General features: G+C 70.7%; 14 protein-coding genes. 13 read left to right on the top strand and 1 reads right to left on the bottom strand.

The genetic code is table 11. The features are described 5' to 3' along the window. Nucleotides 1-8 precede the first annotated feature (8 nt). From nuoE to ACPA54_RS11160, 12 genes are all read left to right on the top strand, one after another. Nucleotides 9-698: an NADH-quinone oxidoreductase subunit NuoE gene (nuoE, locus tag ACPA54_RS11215; RefSeq protein WP_423528994.1), complete on the top strand. Its 690-nt coding sequence runs from the start codon at nucleotides 9-11 to the stop codon at nucleotides 696-698. A 5-nt stretch (nucleotides 699-703) separates the two neighbouring features. Next, on the top strand, nucleotides 704-2,053 hold the full coding sequence (gene nuoF / locus ACPA54_RS11210; protein WP_423528542.1) for an NADH-quinone oxidoreductase subunit NuoF: 1,350 nt from the start codon (nucleotides 704-706) through the stop codon (nucleotides 2,051-2,053). Further along, on the top strand, nucleotides 2,053-4,701 hold the full coding sequence (locus tag ACPA54_RS11205) for an NADH-quinone oxidoreductase subunit G (RefSeq protein WP_423528540.1): 2,649 nt from the start codon (nucleotides 2,053-2,055) through the stop codon (nucleotides 4,699-4,701). The genes nuoF and ACPA54_RS11205 overlap by 1 nt, the downstream gene beginning before the upstream one ends. Next, nucleotides 4,701-6,086 (top strand): NADH-quinone oxidoreductase subunit NuoH, encoded by a 1,386-nt coding sequence (gene nuoH / locus ACPA54_RS11200; protein WP_423528539.1) that lies wholly within the window; start codon nucleotides 4,701-4,703, stop codon nucleotides 6,084-6,086. The genes ACPA54_RS11205 and nuoH overlap by 1 nt, the downstream gene beginning before the upstream one ends. Beyond that, complete coding sequence (gene nuoI / locus ACPA54_RS11195) at nucleotides 6,083-6,697, top strand: NADH-quinone oxidoreductase subunit NuoI (protein WP_345678952.1); 615 nt, start codon at nucleotides 6,083-6,085, stop codon at nucleotides 6,695-6,697. Before nuoH ends, nuoI begins: the two co-directional genes overlap by 4 nt. A gap of 2 nt (nucleotides 6,698-6,699) precedes the next feature. Continuing rightward, nucleotides 6,700-7,761, top strand: coding sequence for an NADH-quinone oxidoreductase subunit J (locus tag ACPA54_RS11190; protein ID WP_423528992.1), 1,062 nt, complete (start codon nucleotides 6,700-6,702; stop codon nucleotides 7,759-7,761). Then, on the top strand, nucleotides 7,758-8,057 hold the full coding sequence (gene nuoK / locus ACPA54_RS11185; protein WP_345678954.1) for an NADH-quinone oxidoreductase subunit NuoK: 300 nt from the start codon (nucleotides 7,758-7,760) through the stop codon (nucleotides 8,055-8,057). Before ACPA54_RS11190 ends, nuoK begins: the two co-directional genes overlap by 4 nt. Nucleotides 8,058-8,157: 100 nt before the next feature. Continuing rightward, the gene (nuoL, locus tag ACPA54_RS11180) at nucleotides 8,158-10,068 is read left to right on the top strand and encodes an NADH-quinone oxidoreductase subunit L (protein ID WP_423528990.1); all 1,911 of its coding nucleotides are present in this window, start codon (nucleotides 8,158-8,160) and stop codon (nucleotides 10,066-10,068) included. Nucleotides 10,069-10,153: 85 nt separating this feature from the next. Next, nucleotides 10,154-11,806 (top strand): NADH-quinone oxidoreductase subunit M, encoded by a 1,653-nt coding sequence (locus tag ACPA54_RS11175; protein ID WP_423528536.1) that lies wholly within the window; start codon nucleotides 10,154-10,156, stop codon nucleotides 11,804-11,806. A gap of 77 nt (nucleotides 11,807-11,883) precedes the next feature. Beyond that, nucleotides 11,884-13,371, top strand: coding sequence for an NADH-quinone oxidoreductase subunit NuoN (gene nuoN, locus ACPA54_RS11170; RefSeq protein ID WP_423528988.1), 1,488 nt, complete (start codon nucleotides 11,884-11,886; stop codon nucleotides 13,369-13,371). Nucleotides 13,372-13,416: 45 nt separating this feature from the next. Then, nucleotides 13,417-14,415, top strand: coding sequence for a polyprenyl synthetase family protein (locus ACPA54_RS11165; protein ID WP_423528534.1), 999 nt, complete (start codon nucleotides 13,417-13,419; stop codon nucleotides 14,413-14,415). Nucleotides 14,416-14,589: 174 nt separating this feature from the next. Next, nucleotides 14,590-15,057, top strand: a complete 468-nt coding sequence (locus tag ACPA54_RS11160; protein ID WP_423528532.1) for a hypothetical protein — start codon at nucleotides 14,590-14,592, stop codon at nucleotides 15,055-15,057. On the opposite strand, the gene ACPA54_RS11155 is transcribed toward ACPA54_RS11160, so the two are convergent. Continuing rightward, nucleotides 15,002-15,613, bottom strand: a complete 612-nt coding sequence (locus ACPA54_RS11155) for a MarR family winged helix-turn-helix transcriptional regulator (protein ID WP_423528530.1) — start codon at nucleotides 15,611-15,613, stop codon at nucleotides 15,002-15,004. The genes ACPA54_RS11160 and ACPA54_RS11155 overlap by 56 nt on opposite strands. 142 nt (nucleotides 15,614-15,755) lie before the next feature. Here ACPA54_RS11155 and ACPA54_RS11150 point away from each other — a divergent pair, with 142 nt between their 5' ends. Further along, nucleotides 15,756-16,643, top strand: a complete 888-nt coding sequence (locus ACPA54_RS11150; protein WP_423528528.1) for an alpha/beta fold hydrolase — start codon at nucleotides 15,756-15,758, stop codon at nucleotides 16,641-16,643. Nucleotides 16,644-16,645 lie beyond the last annotated feature (2 nt).

Raw genomic sequence — 16,645 nt, 5'->3', positions numbered from 1 at the left:
ACCTGGGCATGCCCCGCCTGCCCGCGCCGGGCTACCCCGCCGACGTCCGCGAGCGGCTCGAAGCCGATGCGCGGGAGATCATCGGCCGCTACCCGCAGTCGCGTTCGGCGCTCCTGCCGCTGCTGCACCTGGTACAGGCGGAGGAAGGGTTCGTCAGCCCGTCCGGCATCGAGTTCTGCGCGGAGATGCTGGACCTGACCACTGCCGACGTCACCGGGGTCGCGACGTTCTACACGATGTACCGGCGCGAGAAAGGCGGCGACTTCCACGTCGGCGTGTGCACCAACACGCTGTGCGCGGTCATGGGCGGCGACGAGATCTTCGCGACGCTCAAGGACCACCTCGGTGTCGGCAACAAGGGCACCACATCCGACGGATCGATCACTCTCGAGCACATCGAGTGCAACGCGGCGTGCGACTACGCGCCCGTGGTGATGGTCAACTGGGAGTTCTTCGACAACGTCACCCCGGCCTCCGCCAAGGACCTCGTCGACGAGATCCGGGCGGGCACCACGGTGACGCCGTCGCGGGGCGCGAAGCTGTGCAGCTTCCGGGAGACCGCGCGGATCCTGGCCGGCTTCCCCGACCCGCGCCCCGGCGCGGTCGACGAAGGCGGCGCGGGCGGTGCGCCGAGCCTCGTGGGGCTGCGCATCGCGAAGGGCCACAACCCCGACGGCGACGCGAAGACGGGGGCGTGACGGCCATGACCGACGCTACGAAATCCCCGGGCTCCCCGAGCTCCTCGATCCTCACCCCGGTGCTGTCCGAGCCGTGGGACGACGACAAGCCCTGGCGGCTGGACACCTACCTCAAGCACGACGGCTACCAGGGCCTCAAGAAGGCACTGGCCAAGCACCCCGACGAGGTCATCCAGACCGTCAAGGACTCCGGCCTGCGCGGCCGCGGCGGCGCGGGCTTCCCGACCGGCATGAAGTGGGGCTTCATCCCGCAGGGCGACGGCAACCCGCACTACCTCGTCGTCAACGCCGACGAGTCCGAGCCGGGGACCTGCAAGGACATCCCGCTCATGTACGCCAACCCGCACGTCCTCATCGAAGGCGTGATCATCGCGGCGTACGCGATCCGCTCCAGCCACGCCTTCATCTACCTGCGCGGCGAAGTCGTCTCGGTGCTGCGCCGGCTGCAGGCCGCCGTGCAGGAAGCCAAGGACGCCGGCTACGTCGGCCAGGACATCCTCGGGTCCGGCTTCGACCTGGAGATCACCGTGCACGCGGGCGCCGGGGCGTACATCTGCGGCGAGGAGACCGCGCTGCTCGATTCGCTGGAAGGGCGCCGCGGCCAGCCGCGGTTGCGGCCGCCGTTCCCCGCGGTGGCCGGCCTGTACGCGTCGCCGACCTGCGTCAACAACGTCGAGTCGATCGCGTCCGTGCCGGCGATCATGAACCGCGGCGTCGAGTGGTTCCGCGGCATGGGCTCGGAGAAGTCGCCCGGGTTCACGCTGTACTCGCTGTCCGGGCACGTCAAGCGGCCCGGCCAGTACGAGGCGCCGCTCGGCGTCACGCTGCGCGAACTCCTCGACCTGGCGGGCGGCGTCCGGGAAGGACACCGGATCAAGTTCTGGACGCCGGGCGGCTCGTCGACGCCGATGTTCACCGACGAGCACCTCGACGTCCCGCTCGACTACGAAGGCGTCGGCGCCGCCGGATCGATGCTCGGCACCAAAGCCCTGCAGATCTTCGACGAGACGGTGTGCGTCGTCCGCGCGGTCCTGCGGTGGACCGAGTTCTACGCGCACGAGTCGTGCGGCAAGTGCACGCCCTGCCGCGAAGGCACCTACTGGCTCGTGCAGATCCTCGAACGGCTGGAGAAGGGCGACGGCACCGAACAGGACCTGGAGACCCTGCTCGACGTCGCCGACAACATCAACGGCAAGTCGTTCTGCGCCCTCGGCGACGGCGCGGCGAGCCCGATCTTCTCCTCGCTCAAGTACTTCCGCGACGAATACGTGGCGCACCTGACGCACCGCAGCTGTCCCTTCGACCCCGCGGCCTCCACCGTGTGGGCCTCGAACCTGACGGGAGCGCAAGCCTGATGACCGTCACGACCAACTCTCCGGCGGGCGGTGCTCCCGCGCCGAAGCCGCAGGAGGACCTCGTCACCATCACGGTGGACGGGATCGAGGTCAGCGTCCCGAAGGGCACGCTGGTCATCCGCGCGGCCGAACTCCTCGGCATCCAGATCCCCCGGTTCTGCGACCACCCGCTGCTCGACCCGGTCGGCGCCTGCCGCCAGTGCCTGGTCGACGTGGAAGGCCAGCGCAAGCCGCTCGCGTCCTGCACCACCACCGTCACCGACGGCATGGTGGTGCGCACCCAGCTGTCCTCGCCGGTCGCCAAGAAGTCGCAGGACGGGGTGATGGAGCTGCTGCTCATCAACCACCCCCTCGACTGCCCGGTGTGCGACAAGGGCGGCGAGTGCCCGCTGCAGAACCAAGCGATGACGTCCGGCCGGACGACATCGCGGTTCGGCGAGGTCAAGCGCACCTACCCGAAGCCGCTGCCGATCTCGTCCGAGGTGCTGCTGGACCGCGAGCGGTGCGTGCTGTGCGCGCGCTGCACCCGGTTCTCCGACCAGATCGCGGGCGACCCGTTCATCGCGCTCATCGAACGCGGCGCGCTCCAGCAGGTCGGGATCTACGAGAAGCAGCCGTTCGAGTCCTACTTCTCCGGCAACACCATCCAGATCTGCCCGGTCGGCGCGCTCACCTCGGCGGCCTACCGGTTCCGCTCCCGCCCGTTCGACCTCGTGTCGTCGCCCACCGCGTGCGAGCACTGCGCCTCCGGATGCTCGCTCCGCGCCGACCACCGGCGCGGCCGCGTGATGCGGCGCCTCGCGGGCGACGAGCCCGAGGTCAACGAAGAGTGGAACTGCGACAAGGGCCGCTTCGCGTTCCGGTACGCGACCCTCGGCGACCGCATCACCACCCCGCTGGTGCGCGACCCGGAGACCGGCGAACTGGAAGCCGCGTCGTGGCCGGAGGCCCTCGCCGCCGCCGCGGAAGGGCTGACCGCGGCCCGCGGGCGCGCGGGTGTGCTGGCCGGCGGTCGGGTCACCGTCGAAGACGCTTACGCGTACGCGAAGTTCGCCCGCGTCGCGCTCGGCACCAACGACATCGACTTCCGGGCCCGGGAGCACAGCACCGAGGAGGCCGACTTCCTGGCCGCCGCCGTCGCCGGCACCGGCATGGGCGTCACCTACGCGGACCTGGAGAAGGCCCCCGCGGTGCTGCTCGCCGGGTTCGAGCCCGAGGACGAGTCGCCGATCGTGTTCCTGCGGCTCCGCAAGGCGGCCCGCAAGCACGGCCTGAGGATCTTCTCGATCGCGCCGTTCGCATCGTCCGGCCTCGTCCGCATGCAGGGCACGCTCCTGCGGGCGGCCCCCGGCCTGGAACCCGCGTGGCTCGACGCGTTGGCGACCGGCAGCGGCCTGGACGACCTCGGCCGGTCGGCCGCGGAACTCCTCGCCGAGAACGGCGCGGTGATCCTGGTCGGCGAACGCCTGGCCGGCATCCCGGGCGCGCTGTCCTCGGCCCTCGCGCTGGCCGAGGCCACGGGCGCCCGCCTCGCGTGGGTGCCGCGCCGCGCCGGGGAACGCGGCGCACTCGAAGCCGGCGCGCTCTACAACCTCCTCCCCGGCGGCCGCCCGGTCAGCGACCCGGCGGCCCGCGCCGAAGTAGCCGCGGCTTGGTCGGTCGCCGACCTCCCCAGCGGCTACGGGCTGGACACGGCGGCCATGCTGCGCGGCGTACGCGACGGCAAACTCGGCGCACTGGTCGTCGGCGGCGTCGAACCGGGCGACCTGCCCGACCCGGCGGCGGCGCTGGCCGCGCTGGACGCCGCACCGTTCGTGGTCAGCCTGGAACTGCGGCACAGCGAGGTCACCGAACGCGCCGACGTGGTGTTCCCGGTGTCCGCGGCCGCGGAGAAGGCCGGCACGTTCGTCGACTGGGAAGGCCGCGAACGGCCTTTCGCCTCGGTCCTCAAGCAGGACCAGGTGCTCCAGGACACCGGCACGGTGATGCCCGACCTGCGGGTCCTCAACTCGATCGCCGACGAAATGGACGTCCACCTCGGACTCCCCGACGTCGCCGCGGCCCGCCGCGAACTGCGCCGCCTCGGCGGCTGGGCGGGCGAACGCGCCGCCGCCCCGGCCGCACCGCTCCGCCGCCCGGCCGCCGAGCCGGGCACCGACGAAGCGGTGCTCGCGTCCTGGCGGCTGCTGCTCGACGAAGGCCGCGCGCAGGACGGCGAGTCCGCGCTGGCGGGCACGCGCCGCCGCCCGGTCGTCCGGCTGAGCGCCGCGACCGCGGCCCGGATCGGCGCGGCCGACGGCGGCGAAGTGACCGTCTCGACCGGCCGCGGCGGCGAGGTCACGCTGCCGCTCGTGGTCACCGAGATGGGCGACGACGTGGTGTGGATCCCGGCGAACTCGCCGGGATCGGCCCTGCACCGCGACCTCGGTGCGGTGCCCGGCGAGACGGTCCGGCTGCGCGCCGCGGTCCTGCCGCAGCAGCGGGCGTCGAACGGCACCGACGGCGCGGCCAACGGCACGGCGCTCGGTCCGCGCGGGCACGGCGCCGACGGGTCGCCGAACGGCACCGGCGTCAACGGCATCGGAGCCAACGGGACCGGCAGCAACGGCGCCGGGGCCGACGGCACGACCGGCGAGGAGGAGAGCTGATGCAACTCGCGGCTGATCCGGTCGGGTTCGCTTCCGATCCGTGGTGGCTGATCCTGTTCAAGGCGGTCCTGGTGTTCGCGTTCTGCGTCGTCATGACGCTGTTCGCGATCTGGTGGGAGCGCAAGGTCGTGGCGTGGATGCAGATGCGCATCGGCCCCAAGCACGTCGGGCCGCAGGGCCTGCTCCAGTCGCTCGCCGACGGCGTGAAGCTGGCGTTCAAGGAAGACATCATCGTCAAGGCCGCCGACAAGCCGGTCTACATCCTCGCGCCGGTCGTCGCGATGGTCCCCGCGTTCATGGCGTTCGCGGTGATCCCGATGGGCGGCGAGGTGTCGATGTTCGGACACCAGACGCACCTGCAGCTGACCGACCTGCCGGTGGGCGTGCTGTACATCCTGGCGACCGCGTCGGTGGGCATCTACGGCATCGTGCTGGCGGGCTGGTCGTCCGGGTCGACGTACCCGCTGCTCGGCTCGCTGCGGTCGACGGCGCAGATGATCTCGTACGAGGTCGCGATGGGCCTGTCGTTCGCCGGCGTGTTCCTCTACTCCGGCTCGATGTCCACCTCGGAGATCGTCCAGTCGCAGCACCAGACCTGGTACGCGGTGCTCCTGCCGGTGTCGTTCGTGATCTACGTGATCGCGATGATCGGCGAGACGAACCGGGCGCCGTTCGACCTTCCCGAGGCGGAAGGCGAACTCGTCGGCGGCTTCCACACCGAGTACTCGTCGCTGAAGTTCGCGCTGTTCTTCCTCGCCGAGTACGTCAACATGGTCGTCGTCTCGTCGCTGGCCACCACGCTGTTCCTCGGCGGGTACCACGCGCCGCCGCCGATCACCGCGGTGTGGGAGGGCGCCAACAGCGGCTGGTGGACGCTGCTCTGGTACTTCCTCAAAGTCCAGCTCTTCCTGTTCCTCTTCATCTGGCTCCGCGGCACGCTGCCCCGCCTGCGCTACGACCAGTTCATGCGCCTGGGATGGAAGGTGCTCATCCCGACGTCGCTGGTGTGGCTCATGCTCGTGGCCACCGTGCGGGCGCTCAAGAACGAGGGCTACGACTACCGCAACATCGTGCTCGGCATCGCCGGCGCGATCATCGTCCTCCTCGTGCTGTCGGTCCTGTGGGACATGGTCCGCGGCGCCGACGAGGACGAGGAGAAGCCCGAGCCGCTGCCCGGCACGCCCGGCGCCGCGGTGCCGTTCGACCCGATGGCCGGCGGATTCCCGGTGCCCCCGCTGCCCGGTCAGGAACTCCCGCCCGTACCGCGCCGCAACATCCGGCGCGCCACCGTGAGCGTCGGCGGCGGCTCGTCCGAGAGCCCGGACGACGGGCAACCCCCTGCCAGTGCACCGTCCCCCGCGAACCCGACGGACAAGGAGGTATGACCGTGGGCAACTTCCTGGGACCCGTCGCGGGCTTCGGCGTCACCTTCGCGACCATGTTCAAGAAGGCGAACACCGAGTTCTACCCCTTCGAGAAAAAGCCCACCGCCCCGCGGTTCCACGGCCGGCACCAGCTCAACCGGCACCCGGACGGGCTGGAGAAGTGCGTCGGCTGCGAACTGTGCGCGTGGGCCTGCCCGGCGGACGCGATCTACGTCGAAGGCGCGGACAACACCGAGGAAGAGCGGTTCTCCCCCGGTGAGCGCTACGGCCGCGTCTACCAGATCAACTACCTGCGCTGCATCTTCTGCGGCCTGTGCATCGAGGCGTGCCCGACCCGGGCGTTGACGATGACGAACCAGTACGAACTCGCGGACACGACCCGGGCGAGCCTGATCTTCACCAAGGAGCAGCTCCTCGCCCCGCTGCACGAAGGCATGGTCGCCCCGCCGCACGCCATGTACCCGGAGATGGAAGAACGGGACTACTACCTCGGCAAGGTCACCGAGGCGGCCCCGGGCACGGTCACCCAGGGACAGGCGGGCGAGCCGGGCGAGGCCGCCGAGGACGCGTCCGCGGACGTCCACGACGACCACGAAGCGGGTGTCCGATGACCATGGCTGCGGACGGGCTGTCCGGGGGCGTCGTCCTCGCGGAACAGCTCACCAGAACGTCGACCGGCGAGGCGGTGCAGTTCTGGATCCTCGCCACCGTCGCGCTGCTCGGCGCGCTCGGCACGGTCGCCATGAAGAAAGCCGTGCACAGCGCGCTGTGCCTGGCCGCCACCATGCTGTGCCTGGCGGTCTTCTACATGGCGCAGGGCGCGGTCTTCCTCGGCGTCGTGCAGATCGTCGTCTACACCGGCGCGATCATGATGCTGTTCCTGTTCGTGCTCATGCTGGTCGGCGTCTCCTCGGCGGACTCGCTCAAGGAGACGCTGCGCGGCCAGCGCGTCGCGGCGATCCTCGCGGGCCTCGGTTTCGGCATCCTGCTGGTGGCGGGCATCGCCAACGCGTCGCTCGGCAACTTCGCCGGGTACGGCGGCGGGACGTCGCCGGCCGGTGCGCAGGAGACCGACCCGCAGGTGGTCGCCGCGATGCGCGAGGGCAGGAACGTGGAAGGCCTCGCGCACCTGATCTTCACCCGCTATGTGTGGGCGTTCGAGATCACCAGCGCCCTGCTGATCACCGCGGCGCTCGGCGCGATGGTGCTGGCGCACCGCGAGCGCCTCAAGCCGCGCAAGACGCAGCGGGAGCTGTCCGAGGCGCGCGTGCGAGAGAACATCAACCTCGCGCCGCTGCCCGCGCCGGGCGTCTACGCCCGGCACAACGCGGTCGACATCCCCGCGCTGCTGCCCGACGGCACGATCTCCGAGCTGTCGGTCAACGCCACGCTGCGGGCCCGCGGCCAGGTGCGCGACGTCAGCCGCGAACCGGTGCACCGGGTCGCCGAGCTGGAGGAGAGCGCCGAGGTGTGGATGGAGCAGCGCGGCGACGTGCCGACGGCCCGCCACGAGGGCGAGGAAGGCCCGGACGGCGGCACCGAACCGCAGGAGCCCGAGGCCGGCGACGGCACCGGCTCCGGCTCGGGTCCGGCCGCCGGGGACCCTGACGCGGCCGGGACCGCCCACGGCGACTCGGTCGCGGCCGGCGCAGGATCGAAGGAGTCGCGCTCATGAACCCGGCCAACTACCTGTACTTGGCGGCGCTGCTGTTCACCGTCGGCGCGGCCGGCGTGCTGATGCGCCGGAACGCGATCGTCGTGTTCATGTGCATCGAACTGATGCTCAACGCGACGAACCTGGCGTTCGTGACGTTCGCGCGGATGCACGGCAACTACGACGGCCAGGTCATCGCGTTCTTCACGATGGTCGTCGCGGCCGCCGAAGTCGTGGTCGGCCTGTCGATCATCATCGCCATCTTCCGCAGCCGCCGGTCGGCCTCGGTCGACGACGCCAACCTGATGAAGTGGTAGGGGACTGGTGACGCAAACCTTGGCAACCGGCGTGCTGCTCGCCACCTCGGGTGAGGGGGCGGAAGGCGGCGGTGGAGTGCACTCGGTCGCGGCGAGCGGCGTGTTCGACGCGACCTGGCTGGTGATCGCGCTGCCGCTGCTCGGCGCGGCGGTCCTGCTGCTCGGCGGCAGGCGTACCAACAAGTTCGGGCACTGGCTCGGAACGGCGCTCGCGCTCGGATCGTTCGCGGTCGGGCTCGTGCTGTTCGCGGGCATGCTCGACAAGAGCGGCGCCGACCGGTCGGTGAACCAGCACCTGTGGGACTGGATCCAGGTCGGCGGCTTCCAGGCCGAAGTCGGGCTGCACTTGGACCAGCTGTCGATGGTCTTCGTGCTGCTGATCACGGGTGTCGGGTCGCTGATCCACATCTACTCGATCGGCTACATGGCGGAAGACCCCAACCGGCGACGGTTCTTCGCCTACCTGAACCTGTTCGTCGCCTCGATGCTGCTGCTGGTCCTGGCGAACAACTACCTGCTGCTGTACGTCGGCTGGGAAGGCGTCGGCCTGGCGTCCTACCTGCTGATCGGGTTCTGGCAGCACAAGCCGTCGGCGGCGACCGCGGCGAAGAAGGCGTTCATCATGAACCGCGTCGGCGACCTCGGTCTGGCCGTCGCGATCTTCCTGATGTTCACCACGTTCGGCACGTTCTCCTTCGACCAGGTGCTGAGCGGGAACGCGCAGGCGTCGGACGGCACGTTCACCGGCATCGGCCTGATGCTGCTGCTCGCGGCGTGCGGCAAGTCCGCGCAGTTCCCGCTGCAGGCCTGGCTCGGGGACGCGATGGAGGGCCCGACGCCGGTCTCCGCGCTGATCCACGCGGCGACGATGGTCACCGCGGGCGTGTACCTGATCACCCGGTCCGCCGAGATCTTCAACGCGTCGCCGGACGCGCAGCTCGCGGTCACCATCGTCGGCGCGATCACCGTGCTGTTCGGGGCGATCGTCGGCTGTGCGAAGGACGACATCAAGAAGGCGCTCGCCGCGTCGACGATGTCGCAGATCGGCTACATGATCCTGGCCGCCGGCCTCGGCCCGATCGGCTACGCATTCGCGATCATGCACCTGGTCACGCACGGCTTCTTCAAGGCCGGGCTGTTCCTCGGCGCCGGATCGGTCATGCACGGCATGAACGACGAGGTCGACATGCGGCGGTACGGGGGCCTGCGCAAGTACATGCCGGTCACGTTCGTCACGTTCGGCCTCGGTTTCCTGGCGATCATCGGCTTCCCGCTGCTGTCCGGCTACTTCACCAAGGACAAGATCATCGAGGCGGCGTTCGCGAAGGGCGGCACGAGCGGGTACATCCTCGGCTCGGTCACCTTGGTCGCGGCGGCACTGACCGCGTTCTACATGACGCGCGTGATGCTCATGACCTTCTTCGGCCGCGAGCGGTGGAAGGAAGCGCCGGTCGGCGCGCCGAGCGACTGGCACGAGCCACACCCGCACGAGTCGCCGGCGACGATGACCGTGCCGATGATCGTCCTGGCGTTCGGATCGGTGTTCGCGGGCGGGCTGTTCGTGCTCAACGACTCGTTCGTGAAGTGGCTGACCCCGGTGACCGGGTTCAGTCACGGCGACCTGCCGTTCAGCGAATGGGCGGTCACCGGCATGGCGGTCGCGATGGTGGCGCTCGGCGTGCTGATCGCCTACCTGCAGTTCGCACGCCGCGAGGTGCCGGCGGTGGCGCCGCACGGCTCGTTCGTCACGGTGGCGGCCCGCAAGGATCTGTACCAGGACCAGATCAACGAAGGCCTGGTCATGCGGCCCGGCCAGTACCTGACGCGCTGGCTGGTATGGCTGGACCTGCGCGGCATCGACGGATTCGTGGGCGGGCTTGCCGCGTTCATCGGCGGCACGTCGGCGCGGGTGCGGAAGGTGCAGACCGGGTTCGCCCGTTCGTACGCGCTGTCGATGTTCGGCGGCACGGCCATCGTGGTCGCGGCGACGCTGATGGCGAGGATGGCGTGATGGCCCGCCGGTACTCCGGGGCCGCGCGCTGCGCCACGCCCCTTCGGCTCCCTGATACGGCACGGCACGCGGCGGAGGGATTGCGATGAACGGCCACTTCCCCTGGCTGACGGTGATGGCGGCGGTGCCCTTCGCGGGCGCCCTGGCCGTCGCCGTGCTTCCGGCCGCCAAGCGCACTCTCGCGAAGAACCTCGCACTGCTGGTCACGCTGGTCGAACTCGTGCTGGCGATCATCGTCACGGTGAAGTTCTCGCCGGACGGCGACCGCTTCCAGATGACCGAAAGCTATGCGTGGATCAAGTCGTTCGGCGTCCACTGGTCGCTGGGCGTGGACGGGATCGGCGTCGTGCTGATCCTGCTGACCGCGGTGCTCATGCCGATCCTGATCCTCGCGTCGTGGCACGACGCGGACGGGCCGCAGGTGCGGATGGACGGCACCGCGGGCGAGTCGGCGGCGCCGCGGTCGACGCATGCGTTCTTCGCGCTGATGCTGGCGGTCGAGGCGATGGTGGTGGTGTCGTTCGCGGCCACCGACGTCTTCGTCTTCTACATCTTCTTCGAAGCCATGCTGATCCCGATGTACTTCCTCATCGGCGGCTTCGGCGGCGCGCAGCGGTCGTACGCGGCGGTCAAGTTCCTGCTCTACAACCTGCTCGGCGGCCTGGTCATGCTGGCCGCCGTGGTCGGGCTGTACGTCACCACCGCCGACCACGACCTGGCCGGCCCCGGCCAGGGCACGTTCGACCTGGCGCGCATCGCGCAGGCGGTGTCGACCGGCGAACTCCACATCAGCCCGGGCGCCGAGAAGGCGATGTTCCTCGGGTTCATGTTCGCGTTCGCGATCAAGGCGCCGCTGTGGCCGTTCCACACCTGGCTGCCGGACACCATGACGGAGGCCACGCCGGGCGTCGCGGTGCTGGTGACCGCGATGGTGGACAAGGTCGGCACGTTCGCGATGCTGCGGTTCTGCCTGGAGCTGTTCCCGAACGCGTCGAAGACGTTCGCGCCGCTGGTGATCACGCTGGCGGTGATCGGGATCATCTACGGGGCGCTGCTCGCGGTCGGGCAGACCGACATCAAGCGGCTCATCGCCTACACGTCGATCTCCCACTTCGGCTTCATCATCATGGGCATCTTCGCCCTGACCAGCCAGGGCCACTCGGGCGCGACGCTCTACATGGTCAACCACGGCTTCTCGACGGCGGCGCTGCTGCTGATCGCGGGCTTCATGATCACCCGCCGGGGCAGCAAGACGATCGCCGACTTCGGCGGCGTGCAGAAGGTCGCACCCGTGCTCGCGGGCACGTTCCTGGTGGCCGGCCTGGCGACCCTGTCGCTGCCCGGGCTGGCGCCGTTCGTCAGCGAGTTCCTGGTGCTGGTCGGCACGTTCTCGCGCTACCAGGCGGCGGGCATCGTGGCGACGGTCGGCATCATCCTCGCCGCGCTGTACGTCCTGGTGCTCTACCAGCGCACCATGACCGGCCCGGTCAAAGCGGGCGTCGAGAAGATGCGGGACCTGAACGTGCGCGAGCTGGTCGTGGTCGCGCCGCTGCTCGCGCTGCTGCTGGTCCTCGGCGTCTACCCGAAGCCGATTCTGGACGTGGTCAACCCGGCGGTGGACGACACGCTGAGCCAGGTCGAGAAGACCGATCCGAAACCGGCGCACCCGATCTCGAACTCGGTCCAGGTGCCCGTCGAGCAGGCAGCCGCCGTCACCCCCCTCGGAGGCAACAAGTGAGCGCGGTAGTGAGTGCGGTACCGCAACTCGCCGCGGCCGTGCAGGCGCCGCACATCGAGTACGGCGAACTCTCGCCGATGCTCATCGTGTTCGGTGCCGCGGTGGCCGGGGTGCTGGTCGAGGCGTTCGTGCCGCGCAAGGCGCGCTACGCGACGCAGCTGGTGGTCGCGCTCGGCGGCATGGCGGCGGCCTTCGCCGCCGTGCTGGCGCTGCACGGCAGCCGGGAGGTCGCCGCGGTGGGCGCGGTGGCTGTGGACGGGCCGGCGCTGTTCCTGCAGGGCACGCTGCTGCTGCTGGGCATCGTGTCGGTCCTGCTGATCGCCGAACGGCGCCTGGAGCCCGGCGGGGACGCCTTCGCGGCGCAGGCCGCCGCGGCGCCCGGCAGCGCGCAGGAGCGCGAGGCGACGGCGGCGGGGCTGCACCAGACCGAGGTGTTCCCGCTGACGATGTTCGCGCTCGGCGGCATGCTGCTGTTCCCCGCCGCGAACGACCTGCTGACCATGTTCGTGGCGCTGGAGGTCCTGTCGCTGCCGCTGTACCTGCTGTGCGGGCTCGCCCGGCGCCGGCGGCTGCTGTCCCAGGAAGCCGCGCTGAAGTACTTCCTGCTCGGCGCGTTCTCCTCGGCGTTCTTCCTGTTCGGCGTGGCGCTGCTGTACGGCTACTCGGGTAGCGTCCGGCTGGACCGGATCGCGGTGGCGACCGGCGGGGCGATGGACAACGATGCCCTGCTGCTGATCGGTCTCGCGATGGTCGCGGTCGGCCTGCTGTTCAAGGTCGGCGCGGTGCCGTTCCACTCGTGGACGCCGGACGTGTACCAGGGCGCGCCGACGCCGATCACCGGTTTCATGGCGGCGGCCACCAAGGTGTCCGCGTTCGGTGCGCTGCTGCGGTTCTTCTACGTGGCGATGCCGGGCATGAAGTGGGACTGGCGGCCGGTGATGATGGGCGTCGCGATCGTCACGATGATCGCGGGCGCGGTCATCGCGATCACCCAGACGGACGTCAAGCGCATGCTGGCGTACTCGTCGATCGCCCACGCGGGTTTCATCCTGACCGGCATGGTCGCGGCCACCGAGGCCGGCGCGTCGTCGACGCTGTTCTACCTGGTCGCCTACGGCTTCGTCACTCTGGGTGCGTTCGCGGTGGTCACGCTGGTGCGCGACGCGGGCGGCGAAGCGACCCACCTGTCCCGTTGGGCGGGCCTCGGAAGGCGCTCTCCGCTGGTCGCCGGGGTCTTCGCGATCTTCCTCCTGGCATTCGCCGGAATCCCGCTGACCAGCGGTTTCTCCGGGAAGTTCGCGGTGTTCCAGGCGGCGGCGGACGGCGGTGCCGGACCGCTTGTGATCGTGGGTGTGCTGTGTTCTGCCATCGCCGCGTTCTTCTATGTCCGAGTCATCGTGCTCATGTTCTTTTCGGAGCCGAAAGCGGACGGTCCGACGGTGGTTGTGCCCAGCGTCATGACCACCGCTGCCATCGCCTTGGGGGTAGCGGTTACCGTGGTGCTTGGCATCCTGCCGCAGCCCGTTTTGGACCTTGCGGACAAGGCCGCCTTGTTCGTCCATTAGTCACCAGGCGCAGACACACTGCGCGACCATGAGGAGTGCACCGGCATGACGATCGTGGGGCCCTTCGGGCTGAGCGTCCATGACGGTGTATTGGACGCGGAGATCCGCGCCGGGATGGCGGCCGTGGAGCAGGAGCTGCTCGCCGCCACGAAGAGCGAGTTCCCGTACCTCACGCAGACCTCGCGGCATTTGGTGGAGGCGGGCGGAAAGCGTTTCCGCCCGCTCCTCACCCTCCTCGCGGCCCAGTTCGGCGACCCGCAGGCGCCCGGCGTGGTGCCGGCCGCGGTGGTGTGCGAGCTGACCCACCTGGCCACGCTGTACCACGACGACGTCATGGACGAGGCGGCGCTGCGGCGCGGCGCGCCGAGCGCGAACGCCCGCTGGGACAACTCGGTGGCGATCCTCACCGGCGACTTCCTGTTCGCCCGCGCGTCGGAGATCGTCGCCGACCTCGGCGACGAGGCGGTGCGGATCCAGGCCCGTGCGTTCGCCCGTCTGGTGACCGGCCAGATCCGCGAGACGGTCGGCCCCAACCCGGGCGACGACCCGGTCGAGCACTACCTGGCGGTCATCGCCGACAAGACCGGCTCGCTGATCGCCACCGCGGGCCAGTTCGGCGCCATGTTCGCGGGCGCCGACGACCACGTCGTGGACATCCTGGCCCGCTACGGCGAACGCATCGGCGTGGCCTTCCAGCTCGCCGACGACATCCTCGACATCGCCAGCGACTCCACCGAGTCCGGCAAGACCCCCGGCACCGACCTCCGCGAGGGCGTCCCGACGCTGCCGGTCCTCCACCTGCGCGCCACCGCAGGGCCCGCAGACGTCCGCCTCGTGGAGCTGCTCTCCGGCCCCCTCGCGGACGACGCCGACCACGCCGAGGCCTTGGCCCTCCTGCGTGCCCACCCGGCCCTGGAGCGCGCCCGCCAGGACACCCGCCGCTACGCCGAGGAGGCGTGCGAGGTCCTGGCTCCGCTCCCGGAGGGCGCGGCGAAGACCGCGCTCACCTCGCTGTGCGAACTGGTGGTCGAACGCAGCTGCTGAGCGGCTGCTCGGCTCCGCCCGCGCTGTGCGGGAACGCCGGCGGTCGGCTCCCCGGGGGCCGCTCCCGTGCCCGTCTCCGCGTGCACCTGTGACAGGGCGGTCGACCCGCGCGGTTCGCTAGCCTGTGCGCCCAGGAGCCGTCCACCGGGGGACAGGCGGCTGATCGGGGGGATCGTGACACGCGCGCAGATCGCGCACCCCAAGGTTCTGAACGGCCTGTGCATCGGGCTCGGTCTGCTGCTCGTGGTGGAGATGTTCGGCTGGCTGCTCTACCTGGTCATGGTCGACAGCTTGCACGAGGGCTTCAACACCAACACCATGCCCGCGCTGACCGGGCCGTTGTGGGGGCCGTCCACGGTGCAGGGCTATGGCGTTCCGTCAAAGGGCAGGGATGTCTCCGGACAGATCGCCCTGCTGGTGGCCGTGCTCGACTTCTGCGCGGTGTTCGGACTGGCCGTCCGCTCGGTGGCCGTGCGCTCGCGGGCCTTCACGGCTACGGCGGTCGCCCACGCGCTGCTGCTGACCTGGATGCTCGTCCTCGGCGTGCTCGGATATCCGGTCGTCACGGCGGTGGTCTGGCTCGGCCTCATCGTGGGTTACTGCGCGGCGATCCGCCGCGTCGCCCCCGTCCTGGAGCGCTGACCGGCCCGGGTGCGTCCTCGGCCAGCGCTCCCAGCGCCGACTCCAGGAACAGCCGGATGGCGCCCAGCTGGTTCTCGTCGAAGTCCCGCAGCGGCGCCGTCGTCCGCGCGATCAGCGGGCCGAACCACTGCCGGCCCAGCGTCTTGGCCCGGTCCTCGACCGTGAGCAGGACGCGTCGGCGGTCCTGCGGGTCGCGGGTGCGGGCGATCAGGCCGAGGCTTTCGAGGCGGTCGAGAACGGCCGTCGTCCCGGCGGAGTTGAGGCCGAGGCCGGTGGCGACGAGCCCGGCTGTCGCGGGAGTTCCGGCGCGTTCCGCATCCAGCAGGCAGACGAGGGCCCGCACGTCGGTCGGGTGCATCCCGTGCGCCGCGGCGAATTCGTTCTGACGCAGGCCGTATTCGACGGTCACCGCGCGAAGCAGGTGGAAGAGCGCCAGATCGTCGGCGCGGCCGGACGGCGGCAAGGCCGCGTCCCGCGGGGTGCCCGCGCCTCCGTCGGGCGACCCTTCCCGTCCCCCCGCAGCGTTCTCGCGACTCTCCCGCGCATCCGTCGCCATCCAGTCCGCCCTCCGCACTTGTCCCCGCGACCCGCACTCCGCATATTATCTCGCTCATCGAGATAATAGCTCGGCGAGACATATGCCGACGCGGTCTCGTCGACGTCACCGTTCCTCGGCCCAGTCGAGAGGGAAGTCCGCCATGCCCCGAAGCAACTCGACCACCGACACCGCCTTCCACCGCGCATATTCCGCCGTCCTCGCCGCCCGCTGGCCCGCCGAGGCCGAGTCCGCCGTCGTGGACACGCCCTACGGGACCACGCACGTGATCAGCCACGGCCCGCCCGACGCCCCGCCGCTCGTCCTGCTCCCCGGCGGCGGCGCCACCGCGGCGGTCTGGTTCGCCACCGCGACCGCGCTCGGTGCCGCGCACCGCGTGCACGCCGTCGACACCGTCGGCGAGCCCGGACGCAGCATCGCCGCCTCCGACCGGCCCATCGCCCGCATCGCCGACCAACTGGCCTGGCTCGACCAGGTACTCGAGGCGCTGACCGGGACCGCGCAGCCCGTCGCACTGGCCGGGCACTCGTACGGCGCCTGGAGCGCCCTGCACTATGCCCTCCACGCCCCCGAACGCCTCCGCGCCCTCGCGCTCGTCGACCCGACGAACTGCTTCACCGGGTTCGCCCCCCGCTTCCTCCTGCGCGCCGTACCGGTGCTCCTCCGCCCGAGCCCGGCCCGCAACCGGGCCTGGCTCCACTGGGAGACCCACGGCGCGGAACTCGATCCCGCGTGGGTGGACCTGTATGCCGAAGGCGCGACCTTCCCGTCGGCAAAGCCGCTCACCGGCCCACGGCCCCGCGCCGAGGCACTGCGGGCGATCCGCGTCCCCACCCTGGTCGCTCTCGCCGCCGAGAGCCGCGCACACGACTCCCGCAAGGTCGCGCGGGCCGCGGAAGGCCTGATTCCGGGCCTGCGGACGACCCTGGTCCCCGACGCCACGCACTACACCATCGGCGTCGACCCGCCCGCGCGACTGCTTGCCGACCTGGCCGACTTCCTGGCCCCCCGCCCGACGACGCGTGGCTGACG

Origin of the sequence: Uniformispora flossi (assembly GCF_049534875.1) — a bacterium.
Lineage (GTDB): Bacteria > Actinomycetota > Actinomycetes > Streptomycetales > Streptomycetaceae > Yinghuangia > Yinghuangia aomiensis.
The sequence above is the reverse complement of the archived record's forward strand: the minus strand, read 5'-3'. Positions and strand labels throughout refer to the sequence as shown.